Consider the following 12,684-nt stretch of genomic DNA (forward strand, 5'->3'; position numbering starts at 1 on the left):
AGATTCCAAGTGGAGCAGAGTCTAGGAGAGCGCTCGGACAATAGGAATCGGGTGTCGGAAAGATTCCTCCGCCGAGGACGAAGCGTCACACCATCGCCAGGGACCGCTTGCGGGTGGGGGCCGGCCAGGCGCGGTCGATCCGTGCCAGGTCCTCCGCGTCCAGGCGCAGGGCGTGGGCGGCGGCGTTCTGCTCGATGTGCTTGGCCTCCACCGCCTTGGGGATCACCATCACCCCGTCCTGGCGGAGGGCCCAGGCCAGGGCCACCTGGGCGGGGCTGGCGCCGTGGCGCCGGGCCACCTCCAGCAGCGCCGCATCCCGCAGCAGCGCCCCACCCTGCCCCACGGGGCAGTAGGCCATGAGCGGCAGGCCCTCGGCCTGCTGGCGCGGCAGCAGGTCGAACTCGATGCCCCGCGCCTCGGGGTTGTAGAGCACCTGGTTGGCGGCGCAGCCGGGGGGCAGCGCGTCGAGGTCGGCAACGTCGAAGTTGGACACGCCCCAGCGGCGGATCAGCCCGCGCTCGCGCAACTGCTCGAAGGCGTCCACCGTCTCCTCCAGCGGGTGCTCGCCGGGCCAGTGCAGCAGGTACAGGTCAAGGTGGTCGGTGCCCAGGCGCCGCAGGCTGTGTTCGCAGGCCTGGGGGATGCCCCGGCGGCTGGCGTTCCAGGGGTAGACCTTGCTGACCAGGAACACCTGGTCGCGACGCCCGGCGATGGCTTCGCCCACCACCGTTTCGGCGCCGCCTTCGGCGTACATCTCGGCGGTGTCGATCAGGCTCAGGCCCAGCTCCAGGCCCTGGCGCAGGGCGGCCACTTCACGGGGGCGCTGGTCGGCGCGCTCGCCCATGTGCCAGGTGCCCTGGCCGATGGCCGGCACGCGGGTGCCGTCGGGGAAGGTGATCTCACGCATGGGGCGCCTCCTCGGGTTCGAAGCGGATGGAGTCGGCCGGCGCCAGGCGCAGCGGATGGCGCGGCTGGATGAACTGGGCCCAGACCCAGTTGTGGTGCTCGACGATGGCCTCGGCGCGCTGGTGCGGGCGGTCCTTGGTGGTGTGGCCGTCGCTGACCAGGGTGACGCTGAAGCCCTCGCTGGTGGCGCGGCGGACGGAGGTGTCGACGCAGAACTCGGTGGCGTAGCCCACCACCACCAGCTCGGTGACGCCCAGGGCCTGCAGGGTGGCCTTGAGCGGGGTCTCGAAGAAGGCGTCGCAGGCCGTCTTGCGCACCACCGGGTCGAGGGGCGCGCGCTCCAGGCCCGGGTGCAGCTGCCAGCCGATGCAGCCGGGTTCCAGCTCGCTGCCCGCCTCACCGTCGTGCTGCACGTAGAGCACCGGGGCGCCGGCGGTGCGGGCGCGGTCGGCCAGGCGGTTGATGGTGGCGATCAACTCGGCGGCGCGCCACGGCTCCGGGTCGGCGAAGAACAGCCCCGCCTGCACGTCCACCACCAGCAATGCCTTGCTCATCGTCGTTCCTTGGGAGGGAGGGTGTGGCTGGCGATAGTGCCGGCTGGCGCCGCCCCGGTAAAGACGACCGCTGGTCTGCGCGGCGGAAACTCCACCCCCTGCCCCGGTCACAGCTTCAGGACCCCTTTCCGGCCTCTTGCCGCCCGCCCGAGTACGCCGCCATGCAGACAGGACGCGACCTCCGCATCGACTTCTTCCGTGGACTGGCCCTGGTGTTCATCTTCTGGGACCACATCCCCCACAACCCCCTGGGCGCGGTGACGCCGCGCAACGTGGGGCTCAGCGACGCGGCGGAGATCTTCGTCTTCCTGGCCGGCTACGCGGCGCTGCTGGCCTACGGCAAGCTGCTGCAGCGCGACGGCTATGGCGTGGCCTGCCTGCGCATCCTGCGTCGCGCCTGGGTGCTGTACATCGCCCACATCTTCCTGCTGGCGGTGCTGATGGGGATGGTGTTCTTCGCCAACGCCCAGGTGGGCGGGCGCGACTTCATCGACGAGATGGGCCTGGACTACTTCCTGGCCAACCCGCAGCAGGCGCTGATCGACGAACTGCTGCTGCGCTTCAAGCCCAACCTGATGGACCCGCTGCCGCTGTACATCGTGCTGCTGGCCGGCTGGCCACTGGTGCTGCCGCTGCTGCTGCGCCACCCGCGCACCACGGTGGCGCTGTCGGCGCTGGCGTACCTGGGCGCGCCCTACTGGAACCTGACGGCGCACCCGGGCGGCGAATGGTTCTTCAACCCGCTGGCCTGGCAGTTCCTCTTCGTCCTCGGCGGCGCGGCGGCCCTGCACGCCCAGCGCCACCCGGTCCCGAACCTGGCCCCGGCCTGGCGCGGCACGCTGCTGGCCGGCTGCCTGCTGTACCTGGCGGCCAGCGCGGCGCTGGCGCTGAGCTGGAAGGTGCCGGGCCTGCACGATGCCTGGATGCCGGACGCGGTGGCGCGGGTGATCTACCCCCTGGACAAGACCGACCTCTCGCCCCTGCGCCTGCTGCACTTCCTCGCCCTCGCCTACTGCACCGCGTGCCTGCTGCCGGGCGGCACCTGGCTGCAGCGCTGGCCGGCACGGGAGGTGGTGCGCATGGGGCGGCACTCGCTGGAGGTGTTCTGCCTGAGCGTGCTGCTGGCGCCGCTGGCCGATGCCCTGGCCACCCTCTACCGGATGGGGGCCGTGGGCCAGGTGGCCCTGGCCTGCGCCGGTGTGCTGCTGATGGTGGCCCTGGCCGGCTGGCTGGACCTGATCGACCGGCTCGGCCAGCGGCAGCCGCCGAAGCCGGCGCTGGCCGCCCGTGGCTACGGCGCCACGCCCTACGCGGCGGCGTCCTGAACCCGCAGCTCCATCAGCAGCGACAGCGGCATGCCGGTTTCCGGGTGGCACGGCTCACTGAGCCGCTCCAGCCGGAAGCCGGCGTCGGTGACCAGGTTGAACCAGCCATGGACGGTGCGGAAATACCAGGGCATCGGCTCGCGGAAGCCCTCGCCCATGCTGGCGAAGGTCTCCAGGCGCCAGCCGTCCCGGTAGCCTTCCGGCCCGCAGGCGGTCATCGGGTGGACGGTCTGGATCACCACCCGCCCCCGGGGCTCGAGCAGGCGTATCAGGGTAGCGAGGATCGGCCTCAGGTCCTCCTCCAGCAGGGAGAAGTTGCAGACGATGAGGTCGTACTGGCCGTAGACCTTGTAGTCCATCTCCACGACCCGGTAATCGTCCGCCACGAACTGGCCGATGCCCTGGTTGCCATGGGCCTGCCGGGCGGCCTCGATCAGTTCATAGGACGCGTCCACCCCGACGAAATCGATCCCCCGGTAGAGCAACTCGCGGCACAGCCAGCCTTCGCCGCAGCCCAGGTCGAGCACCCGGCGCGGCCGGGGCGTGAGCACCGCATCCAGCACTGCCTGGTCGGTGACCAGGCGGCGGCTCTCGATGCGGCCACTGCGCACGGCGTCGACCCAGGCCTGGGCATTGGCCCGCCAGCTGTCACGGATACGTTGGCTCGTCGAATCGGTCATGGCGCTCGCTCGCGGGAAAACGCGCGAATGAAAGCACAGCGCGCCCCACCCTGCCCATGGCCGGCGGCCGATGATCGGCGCACCGGCCCCATTGCCCGCCAGGTGCGCCGCGACGGACTACGCTTGCAGCGAGAGCAGTCACCTGAGGCGGGTTCTCGATCATGGGCGTTGCCTGGCAGTCCCACGCGTCATCGACCCGGTTGTCTTCGCACAGCCTGGACCCGGTGATCGCGCGCCGCCGGGCCCGCCGACGCCGTCACCGCCTCGCCGTGTGGCTGTTCCTGCTGCTGGTGGCGGTGATCCTGGCGCTGCTGGCCCGCGAGGAAATGCGCCACGCCTGGCTGCAATCCCGCGAGATCAGCCGCTACGCCGCCACCCTGGACTACCGCCTCGGCGACGGGCCCAGCCCGGCCATCCTCTTCCCCCACGACGGCCCCTTCGACAAGCGCCTGGGCTACGCCCACCTGCCGGCCATGCTGCAGCGCCTGGAACAGCGCGGCTACGAGATCCGCCAGCAGGTGCGCTTCTCCCCGGCGCTGCTGGAATACACCCAGCACGGGCTGTTCCCGCCCTACCGGGAGAAGGTCCAGGCCGGGCTGGACATCCGCGACTGCCGCAACGAACCGCTGTACAGCTTCCGCTATCCGCAACAGCTCTACGGCGCCTTCGACGAGATCCCGCCGCTGCTGGTGAGCAGCCTGCTGTTCATCGAGAACCGCCACCTGCTGGACGCCTCGCCCCTGGCCAACCCGGCGGTGGACTGGCCGCGCTTCGCCAAGGCCGCCCTGACCCAGGCCGGCAAGGTGCTGGACGTGCCCGGCCAGAGCGCCGGCGGCAGCACCCTGGCGACCCAACTGGAGAAGTACCGCCACTCCCCCGCCGGGCTGACCCTCTCGGCCCGCGACAAGCTGCTGCAGATGGCCTCGGCCAGCGTGCGCGCCTACCAGGGCGGGCCGGAGACGCTGCCGGCGCGGCGCCGCATCGTGCAGGACTACCTCAACAGCGTGCCGCTCTCCGCCGCCCCCGGCCACGGCGAGGTGCACGGCCTGGCCGACGGGCTGCGGGTGTGGTTCGGCGCCGACTTCGAGCGCAGCAACCGCCTGCTGGGCCAGCCCCAGGACGAGCCCGGCGGCCTGGCCGAACGGGGCCTGGCCCTGCGCGAGGCGGTGGCGCTGATGATCGCCCAGCGGCGCCCGTCCCATTACCTCGGGCGCGGCCGCGACGAGCTGGAGGCCCTCACCGACAGCCACCTGCGCCTGCTGGCCGGCGCCGGGGTGCTGCAGCCCGCCCTGCGGGACGCCGCCCTCGGCGCACGGCTGGCCTTCCGCGATCTGGAACAGGACCCGGCGCTGGCACGGGTGGACGGCAACAAGGGCATCAGCCTGGCCCGCACCCGGCTGTCGAGCCTGTTGCAGATGCCGCTGTACGACCTCGACCGCCTCGACCTAGGCGCCCGCACCAGCCTCCAGGGCGAGCTGCAGCAGGCCGTCACCACCTACCTGCACGACCTTGCCGAACCCGCCTTCGCCCAACAGGCCGGGCTGCTCGGCGAGCGCATGCTGACGGCGGAGAAGACCCGCGACGTGCGCTACAGCTTCACCCTCTTCGAGCGCACCCCGGCGGGCAACCAGGTGCGGGTGCAGACCGACAACACCGACCAGCCCTTCGACATCAACGAAGGCAGCAAGCTGGAGCTGGGCTCCACCGCCAAGCTGCGGGTGCTGGCTACCTACCTGGACTTCGTCGCCCGCCTGCACCAGCGCTACGCCGGGCTCGACACCAAGGCCCTGCGCGCGGTCGACGTGGACCCGCAGGACGTGCTCAGCCGCTGGGCGCTGGACTACCTGGCCAGCCACCCGGACGTGCGCCTGGCGCCGATGCTCGATGCCGCGCTGGAGCGCACCTACTCCGCCAGCCCGGCGGAGAGCTTCTTCACCGGCGGCGGCATGCACACCTTCGGCAACTTCCGTCGCGAGGACAACGGCCGCACCCCGACCCTGCGCGAGGCCCTGCGCGAATCCATCAACCTGCCCTTCGTGCGCTTGCTGCGCGATCTGGTGCGCCACGCCATCTACCGCCCCGACGGCGACAAGGCCGCCCTGCTGCGGGACGACCGCGACCCGCGCCGGCAGGGCTACCTGGACCTGTTCGTGTCCCGCGAGAGCCAGACCTACCTGCTGCGCTTCTGGAACAAGTACAAGGGTAAGGACGCCGACGCCCGCATGGCCACCTTCCTCGACGGGCTGAACCCCTGGCCCGCCCGGCTGGCGGCGATCCACCGCTACCTGCAGCCCCAGGCCGACCGCGCCACCTTCGCCGCCTTCATGCGCGCGCGGCTGCCCGGCGAAGCCCTAGGCGACAAGCGCCTGGCGGAGCTGTACGACCGCTACGGGCCGGGCGCCTTCGACCTCAACGACCAGGGCTACATCGCCCGCGTGCACCCGCTTGAGCTGTGGCTGCTGGCCTACCTGCAGGGCCACCCGCAGGCGAGCTTCCGCGAGGCGGTGGAGGCCAGTGGCGAGGTACGCCGCGAGGTCTACGGCTGGCTGTTCAAGTCCCAGCGCAAGAACGCCCGGGACTCGCGCATCCGCACCATGCTGGAGGTGGAGGCCTTCCTCGACATCCACCAGCACTGGCGTCAGCTCGGCTACCCGTTCGACCACCTGGTGCCGTCGCTGGCCACCGCGCTGGGCAGCTCCGGCGACCGCCCGGCGGCCCTGGCGGAGCTGATGGGGATCATCGTCAACGACGGCGTGCGCCTGCCGACGGTGCGCCTGGACGACCTGCACTTCGCCGCCGACACCCCCTACGAAACCCGGGTGCTGCACGAAACCGGCGGCGGCAGGCGGGTGATGCCCTCCGAGGTGGCCGCCGCCCTGCGCGGCGCCCTCGCCCAGGTGGTGGAAGGCGGCACGGCGCGACGCCTGCAGGGTGCCTTCCGCCAGCCCGATGGCCAGCCGCTGGTGATGGGCGGCAAGACCGGCACCGGCGACAACCGCCTGCAGACCTTCGGCCGGGGCGGCCAGGTGCTCGCCTCGCGGGCGCTGAACCGCACCGCGACCTTCGTGTTCTACCTGGGCCCACGCCACTTCGGCACGCTGACCGCGTACGTGGCCGGCGACGAAGCCTCGGGGTTCCGCTTCACCTCGGCGTTGCCGGTACAGGTGATGAAAGGCATGGCGCCGTTGCTGCAGCCCTACCTGGAGCCTGGGCGTGCCACCTTGTGCCAGGGGCCGCAGACGGCGTTGGGGGTGAGGCAGTTGTAGCGATGAAGGCCGCGTTGCCGGCCTGTGGACGGCAGGGCGGAGGAGTTGGAAAGCCCGAGGGCAAGCGGGTTGACGCGTTCTGTGGATATCACCTGTTTCGCCTTGCCGGGCGAGCACCTGGTCTCTGAAGCAGACGCCCCGCCAGACGGTGAGCAAATCTGAAGCGCACGGTGAGATCCTGCCTGGCTCAGAGGGTAAGGCGGGGAACCTGCCCCTTCAGGAGGCCGAGCGCAGTCGTTGCGCAGGGGGACGAGCGGCATGGATGCCGCGAGAGGCGCGCCAGGCCATGGATGGCCCATCGCGCCGGCCCCCGAAGCAGCGACGGAGCGAGGGAAGTCCCGCGAAGCGGGACCCGGATGCAGGGGCGAGCCCTTTTGGTTACTTTTCTGGGCGAATGAGAAAAGTGACTCGCCTGGGAAGGCGAAACAAAAAACATCCGCAGAACTCGATAACGGGCTTGGCCATTACCGCCTCAGCCCCCACCCGCTGTAGCCCCTATGAAACCTAACCCACCTATTCCCGTACCTCGTCTTCATCCCCCCACGCCGCTGCCTGCTCCAGCAGGTCGGGGGCGAGGCTCTTGCTGGCGCGGGCGCCCAGCAGCTTGAGGTTCTCGGCGCGGGAGATGAGGTTGCCGCGCCCGTCCACCAGCTTGTTGCGGGCGGCGGCGTAGGCCTTGTCCAGCTGCTGCAGGCGGCTGCCCATCTCGTCCAGGTCCTGGATGAAGGCAACGAACTTGTCGTACAGCGCCCCGGCACGCTCGGCGATCTCGCGGGCGTTCTGGGTCTGCCGCTCCTGGCGCCAGAGGCTGTCGATCACCCGCAGGGTGGCCAGCAGGGTGGTGGGGCTGACGATGACGATGTGCTGGTCGAAGGCTTCCTGGAACAGGCCGGGGTCGGCCTGCACGGCAGCGGCGAAGGCGGCTTCGATGGGCACGAAGAGCAGCACGAAGTCCAGGCTGTGGAGCCCTTCCAGGCGCTGGTAGTCCTTCACCGAGAGGCCCTTGAGGTGACCCCGCAGGGAGCCGACGTGGGCCTTGAGGGCCTGGAGGCGGGCGTTCTCGTCCTCGGCGGCGAGGTAGCTCTGGTAGGCGGTGAGGCTGACCTTGGCGTCCACCACCACCTGCTTGTCGCCGGGCAGCTGGATCAGCACGTCTGGCTGGTAGCGCTGGCCGTCGGGGCTGTTGAGGCTGACCTGGGTGCGGTACTCACGGCCCTTCTCCAGGCCGGCGTGCTCCAGCACCCGCTCCAGCACCAGTTCGCCCCAGTTGCCCTGGGTCTTCTGGCCCTTGAGAGCGCGGGTGAGGTTGGTGGCTTCGTCGCCCAGGCGCTGGTTGAGCTGTTGCAGGCGCTCCAGTTCGCGGCCGAGGGAGAAACGCTCGCGCGCCTCTTGTTGATAACTCTCCTCGACGCGCTTCTCGAAGGCCTGGATGCGCTCCTTGAGCGGGTCGAGCAACTGGCCGAGGCGCTGCTGGCTGGTTTCGGCGAAGCGCTGCTCGCGCTCGTCGAAGATGCGCCCGGCCAGTTCGGCGAACTGGGCACGCAGGTCGTCACGGGCGGCCTGCAGGTCGGCCAGGCGCTGGGCGTGGGCCTCCTGCTGCTCGCGCAGTTCGGCGGCCAGGGCGGCGCGCTCGCTGTCGAGGCGGCGCAGCTCGGCGTCCTTGCTGGCGCGTTCGTCGTTCCAGCCGGCGACGGCTTCACGGGCGGCGCGGCGCTCCACGGCCAGCAGTTCGGACTCGCGGCGCAGAGCGGCCAGCTCGGCCTGCTGGTCGGCGTTGAACTGGTTCAGTTCGCGCACTTCCGCCCGGCAGTCCTCCAACTGGGCGGCGAGGCCGTCCTGGGCCAGTTGGGCAGTGGCCAGGCGCTCGTCCAGCACCAGGCGCTCGGCCTCCAGAACGGTGACCCGGCGTTGCTGGCGCCAGGCCAGGCCGAGCAACGGCGCGGCGGCCAGCAGCAGGCCAAGCAGCAGGCCAAGCAGCAGGTTGGGCAGATCGAGTGGCATGGAGGGCTCCGCGGCAGGGTGCCGGGCAGTATACCCAGCGCCCTGGGGGCGGTCAGGCCTGGGGCAGGCGGGTCAGCAGGCGGCTGGCCTCGTGGGAACCCTGGGCGGCGGCCTGTTCCAGCCAGTGGCGGGCCTGCTGCAGTTCCTGGGTACGCGGCTGGGTATAAAGACGCCCCAGTTCGAGCTGGGCGCGGCGGTCGCCGGCACGGGCGGCCTGGCGCAGCAGGTCGAGGCCGATGCGGCGGTCGCGGGTATTGCCACAGTCCCGGCAGAGCATCTGCCCAAGGCGGCTCTGGGCGGCGACCACGCCCTGGCGGGCGGGCTGCTTGAGCAGGCGGCCGGCGATGCGCTTGACGCTGTCGGCCTGGCTCAGGCGCGGGCTGTCCAGCAGCCACAGGGCGACGCGCAACGGCAGGCGTTGGTCATCGGTGCGGGAAGGGTCGATGGCGGGGGTGCGAAACTTCATTGAAAGGCAGGGGAAGCCGAGAAGGCGCGCCACTCTACTCCTTTTTTTCCACAGGTAAAGACTTGCCAATATCCACAGGCGGCGTTCTAGAGGGCCGCCTTGGGACAATCCACAGAAGCTGTGGATAACTTTGTGAAAAACGTGCTCACACTTCTCCCGGGGCCCGATGGAACGGGCCTTACAGACAGATTGGCGATTTTTTCACCAGTGGAAAAAGTCCTTATTTTTCATCGTTTTAGATTGACAAGACGAAGAATCAAATGGTTACGCGCGTTTGTGACTGCGAAATGACAGGGTGCTTCGCGAGTGTGCACAACTGCGTTCACGCCCCCGCGCGAACGCCCTGTTTCAGGGCGTTTGGCGGGAGGTGACAGGGCCCGTTCCGGGTCACGCCGGCTGGGGGATGACGCCGTCCACCAGGAAGGCTTCGCGGCGGAACAGACGGGGCTGGTCCGGCGCCTGGGCGTGCTTGTAGGCGACGTAGTCGGCGGTGGTTTCGCAGAACCAGGGGGTGAGGTTGCGCGGGCGCCGTTCGGTGAAGGCGTCGGGGGTGAACAGGGCGATGTTCAGCCCCTGCTGCGGGCAGCGGGCGGAGCGGTATTCGAAGGCTTCGACCCCGGCGGCACGCATGGCCGCCCCCAGGGCCTGGGTGGCACGGTAGTCGCGGCGATCGAGCAGCGCCGGGTAGGCATCGAACGGCGGGTTCTGCAGGCTCACGCCGCGCTCCACCTGGAAGCGCGCCTCGAAGGAGGCGTGCTCCGAGAGGATGCGTCCGCTGGGCGGTGGGGTGGCCATGCCGCTCCACAGCACGAAGCGGTAGAAAGCGCCTTCGGCCATGGCCGTCTCCAGGCGCGCGGCGGCGTAGAACAGGCTGGGCTCGTGCACCGTGCCGAAGCGCGAGCCCCAGCGCAGCGGCGGGTAGCGGAACGGGGTCTTGAGCAGGTAGTGCAGCGGCTCGGCGCTGCGCGGCAGGGGCGGTTTGCTGGTCTCGATGAGTTCTTCCAACAGGGCCTGTTCGGCGAGGTTGTCCACCAGTTGCAGGGTCGCCACCTGTTCCTGGCTCTCCACCAGGCGCACCACGCGCCCGCGCAGGGGGGCGATGTGGCGTTCGCCGTCGCATGCGCTCCAGATGTCCATTTCCATGCGCTCGAACCCTCAGACCTTGCCGCGAATGGCGTCGAGGTACTCCACCACCCGCACCAGCCCCTGCACCTGCCCCATCAGCTCCAGGGGCACGCCGCCGAGGTGACGGTTCTCGGTGCGCAGGAAGTGACGCATGTCCTCGAGGTTGCCGCCGAACAGCGCGAACAGCGCGCGGTAGATGCGGATCACCAGCAGCGCCAGTTCACCGGTCTTGCTCTGCGGGCGGATGCTGCCGGCGTCGGCCCAGCGGGTGACGACGGTGCGGTGGACGCCGACGATGTCGGCCAGTTGCTGGCGGGTCAGCCCCAGTTGCTCGCGGGTGTTGAGCAGGGCCTTGGCCAGGACGGCGTCGGGATCGAGGTGGGGGCGGGTCAGCGCGCTCATGGTCTTCCTCCGTGCGTTGGCATCAATATATATCATCAATGCTGCTTTATCACACACGGAGACTCCCTGCGGGCGCATCGACAGCCACGCGCCAGGACGTAGAATGGCCCACCCACGCGAACCGGACCGACCATGGACAAAGCCCACCTGCTCCGCCTCATCCTCGACCGCCTGGCCGACGACCTGCAGCTGCTGCAGCGGGCGGCACAGACCGCCTACGAGACGGCGACCCACGAGGAGAACATCGCCGAGAACAAGTACGACACCCTCGGCCTGGAGGCGTCCTACCTGGCCACCGGGCAGGCCCGCCGCGCTGCGGAGATCCGCCAGGCGGTAGGCCTGTACGAGGCGCTGGTGCTGCGGCCCTACGACCCGGAGCGCGGCATCGCCCTGGGTGCGCTGGTGTGCCTGGGTGATGAACAGGGCGGCGAGCGCTGGCTGTTCCTCGGCCCGGAGGCGGCCGGCCTGCTGGTCCAGGCCGAGGGTGCCGAGGTGACGGTGATCACCCCGCGCGCGCCCCTGGGCCAGGCCCTGCTGGGCAAGCGCGAGGGTGACGAAGTGGTGGTCGCCCCTGCGGGCGTGCCCCAGGTGTACGAGGTGCTGCAGGTGGCCTGAGCGGCTAGCCTTGCCCCCATCCAGAAGGAGACCGACATGACCCGCCGTACCCGCCCGCCCCTGCGTATCGCCTATTCCCCGCTGCAACTGGTGCTGTGCATCGCCCTGGGCATCTGGCTTGGCGCGGTCGCCGTGGTGGCCACTGCGTGGCTCGGCTACCAGGCGGTGGTGGCCCAGGCCTGGAGCCAGGCGTCGGGGCGTGCCGCCCTCCCCTCCATCCCGCCAGCCGATGCACCGGCGCCGCAGGTGGACAAGGGCAGCGAGATGTTCCAGCACTACCAGGAGCGGCTGGACGCCGCCCAGCAGCGCGACAACGAACGGGCGGAGGCCCGCGATCGCGCACAAAGCCCGCAATGCCAGTTCTGGCGCGAGCAGCAGCGCAACGCGCCGACGGAGAAGGCCCGGCAGAACGTCGAGCGCTTCTGCCAGTAAGCACCGTTGGGCCGGCACCGGCCCGACCAAGCGACCTGCACTTTCCGCCCACCGGGTTGCCCAACCCAGCATGGGGTGGCCTGGCGCCATCCGACGAATGCCCTGTCGCCTGCCGACCGGAGGTCATGCCCTGACACACCCGGCGAAGCGGCGCGGACTAGACTTTCCAGCAGGCATCCACACGCGGGTGCCAAGGCGGTTGTTATGAGTCCTGAAGGCTTTATCGTGCTGTTGGTCGTGGGCTGGCTGCTGGTGGCAGTGGCCATGTTGTGGGGCATGTTGCGCATCGCCCATCACCACCACCATCCCACCACCCGAGCGCCACGCCAGGCGCCCCACCCGCGCAAGCCCGGCAAGTCGCGCCAACTCCTCCACTGACCCCGAACGGCCCTGGGCATCCCTGCCTCAGGGCCGGCGGAAGCTGTGGGTCACCACGCCCCGGACGCGCCACGCTTCGCCCGGTGCGAGCGTTACCGGCGGGTAGCCCTCGCTGGCGGCGCGGAGCACCTTATGGCCGTTCTCCAGGCACAGCCGGCGGATGCAGAAGTCGCCCTCGATGCGGACGACCACCAGGCTGCCATCGCCAGGCTCCAGGGCCCGATCGGCCATGAGGATGTCCCCGGCGTACAGGCCGATGGCGCTCATGCTGTCGTCCTCCAGGCGCAGGCTGAAGGTCTGCGGGATGTCGACGCCGAGCAGGTCGTCCAGCGGCGCGCTGCCCGCCAGGTGCAGGCGGACCGGCTGCCGGGGGGCCTGGTCGAGGGCGAGGGTGTAGAGCGGCAGGGTGGCGTACGAGGGGCCGAGGCGGCCGATGATGCGGACAGTCCCCATGGCGGATTCTCCGAATACTGTTCATACATACAGTATTTCGAGAAAGGAAACGCCGTCAACGGGGAGAAGCCCTTGCGCCGG

The 12,684-nt window shown here is 70.2% G+C and carries 13 protein-coding genes; 5 read left to right on the forward strand and 8 right to left on the reverse strand.

Going from position 1 to position 12,684, the window contains the following annotated elements:
* Positions 1–85 precede the first annotated feature (85 nt).
* Both BM198_RS19815 and BM198_RS19820 read right to left on the reverse strand, forming a co-directional pair.
* The gene (locus BM198_RS19815) at positions 86–907 is read right to left on the reverse strand and encodes an aldo/keto reductase (protein WP_074971861.1); all 822 of its coding nucleotides are present in this window, start codon (positions 905–907) and stop codon (positions 86–88) included.
* Positions 900–1,460, reverse strand: coding sequence for a cysteine hydrolase family protein (locus tag BM198_RS19820; RefSeq protein WP_074971862.1), 561 nt, complete (start codon positions 1,458–1,460; stop codon positions 900–902). Before BM198_RS19820 ends, BM198_RS19815 begins: the two co-directional genes overlap by 8 nt.
* A gap of 161 nt (positions 1,461–1,621) precedes the next feature.
* Here BM198_RS19820 and BM198_RS19825 point away from each other — a divergent pair, with 161 nt between their 5' ends.
* Positions 1,622–2,785, forward strand: a complete 1,164-nt coding sequence (locus BM198_RS19825; RefSeq protein ID WP_074971863.1) for an OpgC family protein — start codon at positions 1,622–1,624, stop codon at positions 2,783–2,785.
* On the opposite strand, the gene BM198_RS19830 is transcribed toward BM198_RS19825, so the two are convergent.
* On the reverse strand, positions 2,767–3,465 hold the full coding sequence (locus tag BM198_RS19830; protein WP_074971864.1) for a class I SAM-dependent methyltransferase: 699 nt from the start codon (positions 3,463–3,465) through the stop codon (positions 2,767–2,769). The genes BM198_RS19825 and BM198_RS19830 overlap by 19 nt on opposite strands.
* A 161-nt stretch (positions 3,466–3,626) precedes the next feature.
* Between BM198_RS19830 and BM198_RS19835 the strand changes: the two genes are divergently transcribed.
* Positions 3,627–6,731 (forward strand): transglycosylase domain-containing protein, encoded by a 3,105-nt coding sequence (locus tag BM198_RS19835; protein WP_074971865.1) that lies wholly within the window; start codon positions 3,627–3,629, stop codon positions 6,729–6,731.
* Between the two features lie 513 nt (positions 6,732–7,244).
* Here the strand turns inward: BM198_RS19835 and rmuC are convergent.
* The 4 genes from rmuC to BM198_RS19860 form a co-directional block, all read right to left on the reverse strand.
* Positions 7,245–8,732, reverse strand: coding sequence for a DNA recombination protein RmuC (gene rmuC / locus BM198_RS19845; RefSeq protein WP_074971867.1), 1,488 nt, complete (start codon positions 8,730–8,732; stop codon positions 7,245–7,247).
* 52 nt (positions 8,733–8,784) lie between these two features.
* The gene (locus BM198_RS19850) at positions 8,785–9,198 is read right to left on the reverse strand and encodes a tetratricopeptide repeat protein (protein WP_044405541.1); all 414 of its coding nucleotides are present in this window, start codon (positions 9,196–9,198) and stop codon (positions 8,785–8,787) included.
* Positions 9,199–9,585: 387 nt separating this feature from the next.
* Complete coding sequence (locus BM198_RS19855) at positions 9,586–10,335, reverse strand: RES family NAD+ phosphorylase (RefSeq protein WP_044405542.1); 750 nt, start codon at positions 10,333–10,335, stop codon at positions 9,586–9,588.
* A gap of 18 nt (positions 10,336–10,353) precedes the next feature.
* Complete coding sequence (locus tag BM198_RS19860) at positions 10,354–10,725, reverse strand: MbcA/ParS/Xre antitoxin family protein (protein WP_044405544.1); 372 nt, start codon at positions 10,723–10,725, stop codon at positions 10,354–10,356.
* Positions 10,726–10,857: 132 nt separating this feature from the next.
* Here BM198_RS19860 and BM198_RS19865 point away from each other — a divergent pair, with 132 nt between their 5' ends.
* From BM198_RS19865 to BM198_RS30220, 3 genes are all read left to right on the forward strand, one after another.
* A complete protein-coding gene (locus BM198_RS19865) occupies positions 10,858–11,340 on the forward strand; it encodes a GreA/GreB family elongation factor (protein ID WP_044405545.1) in 483 nt (160 codons plus the stop codon).
* A 36-nt stretch (positions 11,341–11,376) separates the two neighbouring features.
* Entirely contained in the window at positions 11,377–11,772 is a 396-nt protein-coding gene (locus BM198_RS19870) for a hypothetical protein (protein ID WP_044405547.1), read from the forward strand.
* Positions 11,773–11,976: 204 nt separating this feature from the next.
* Positions 11,977–12,150, forward strand: a complete 174-nt coding sequence (locus BM198_RS30220) for a hypothetical protein (RefSeq protein WP_167368480.1) — start codon at positions 11,977–11,979, stop codon at positions 12,148–12,150.
* Between the two features lie 27 nt (positions 12,151–12,177).
* Here BM198_RS30220 and BM198_RS19875 read toward each other — a convergent pair whose 3' ends face one another.
* On the reverse strand, positions 12,178–12,603 hold the full coding sequence (locus tag BM198_RS19875; protein ID WP_074971868.1) for a LexA family protein: 426 nt from the start codon (positions 12,601–12,603) through the stop codon (positions 12,178–12,180).
* Positions 12,604–12,684: the final 81 nt, after the last annotated feature.

This window comes from Metapseudomonas otitidis (genome assembly GCF_900111835.1).
Lineage (GTDB): Bacteria > Pseudomonadota > Gammaproteobacteria > Pseudomonadales > Pseudomonadaceae > Metapseudomonas > Metapseudomonas otitidis.

Excerpts from the sequence above, each read along its gene's own strand:
- BM198_RS19815 (WP_074971861.1), bottom strand. The coding sequence starts at position 907 with ATGCGTGAGATCACCTTCCCCGACGGCACCCGCGTGCCGGCCATCGGC.
- BM198_RS19820 (WP_074971862.1), bottom strand. The coding sequence starts at position 1,460 with ATGAGCAAGGCATTGCTGGTGGTGGACGTGCAGGCGGGGCTGTTCTTC.
- BM198_RS19825 (WP_074971863.1), top strand. The coding sequence starts at position 1,622 with ATGCAGACAGGACGCGACCTCCGCATCGACTTCTTCCGTGGACTGGCC.
- BM198_RS19830 (WP_074971864.1), bottom strand. The coding sequence starts at position 3,465 with ATGACCGATTCGACGAGCCAACGTATCCGTGACAGCTGGCGGGCCAAT.
- BM198_RS19835 (WP_074971865.1), top strand. The coding sequence starts at position 3,627 with ATGGGCGTTGCCTGGCAGTCCCACGCGTCATCGACCCGGTTGTCTTCG.
- rmuC (WP_074971867.1), bottom strand. The coding sequence starts at position 8,732 with ATGCCACTCGATCTGCCCAACCTGCTGCTTGGCCTGCTGCTTGGCCTG.
- BM198_RS19850 (WP_044405541.1), bottom strand. The coding sequence starts at position 9,198 with ATGAAGTTTCGCACCCCCGCCATCGACCCTTCCCGCACCGATGACCAA.
- BM198_RS19855 (WP_044405542.1), bottom strand. The coding sequence starts at position 10,335 with ATGGACATCTGGAGCGCATGCGACGGCGAACGCCACATCGCCCCCCTG.
- BM198_RS19860 (WP_044405544.1), bottom strand. The coding sequence starts at position 10,725 with ATGAGCGCGCTGACCCGCCCCCACCTCGATCCCGACGCCGTCCTGGCC.
- BM198_RS19865 (WP_044405545.1), top strand. The coding sequence starts at position 10,858 with ATGGACAAAGCCCACCTGCTCCGCCTCATCCTCGACCGCCTGGCCGAC.
- BM198_RS19870 (WP_044405547.1), top strand. The coding sequence starts at position 11,377 with ATGACCCGCCGTACCCGCCCGCCCCTGCGTATCGCCTATTCCCCGCTG.
- BM198_RS30220 (WP_167368480.1), top strand. The coding sequence starts at position 11,977 with ATGAGTCCTGAAGGCTTTATCGTGCTGTTGGTCGTGGGCTGGCTGCTG.
- BM198_RS19875 (WP_074971868.1), bottom strand. The coding sequence starts at position 12,603 with ATGGGGACTGTCCGCATCATCGGCCGCCTCGGCCCCTCGTACGCCACC.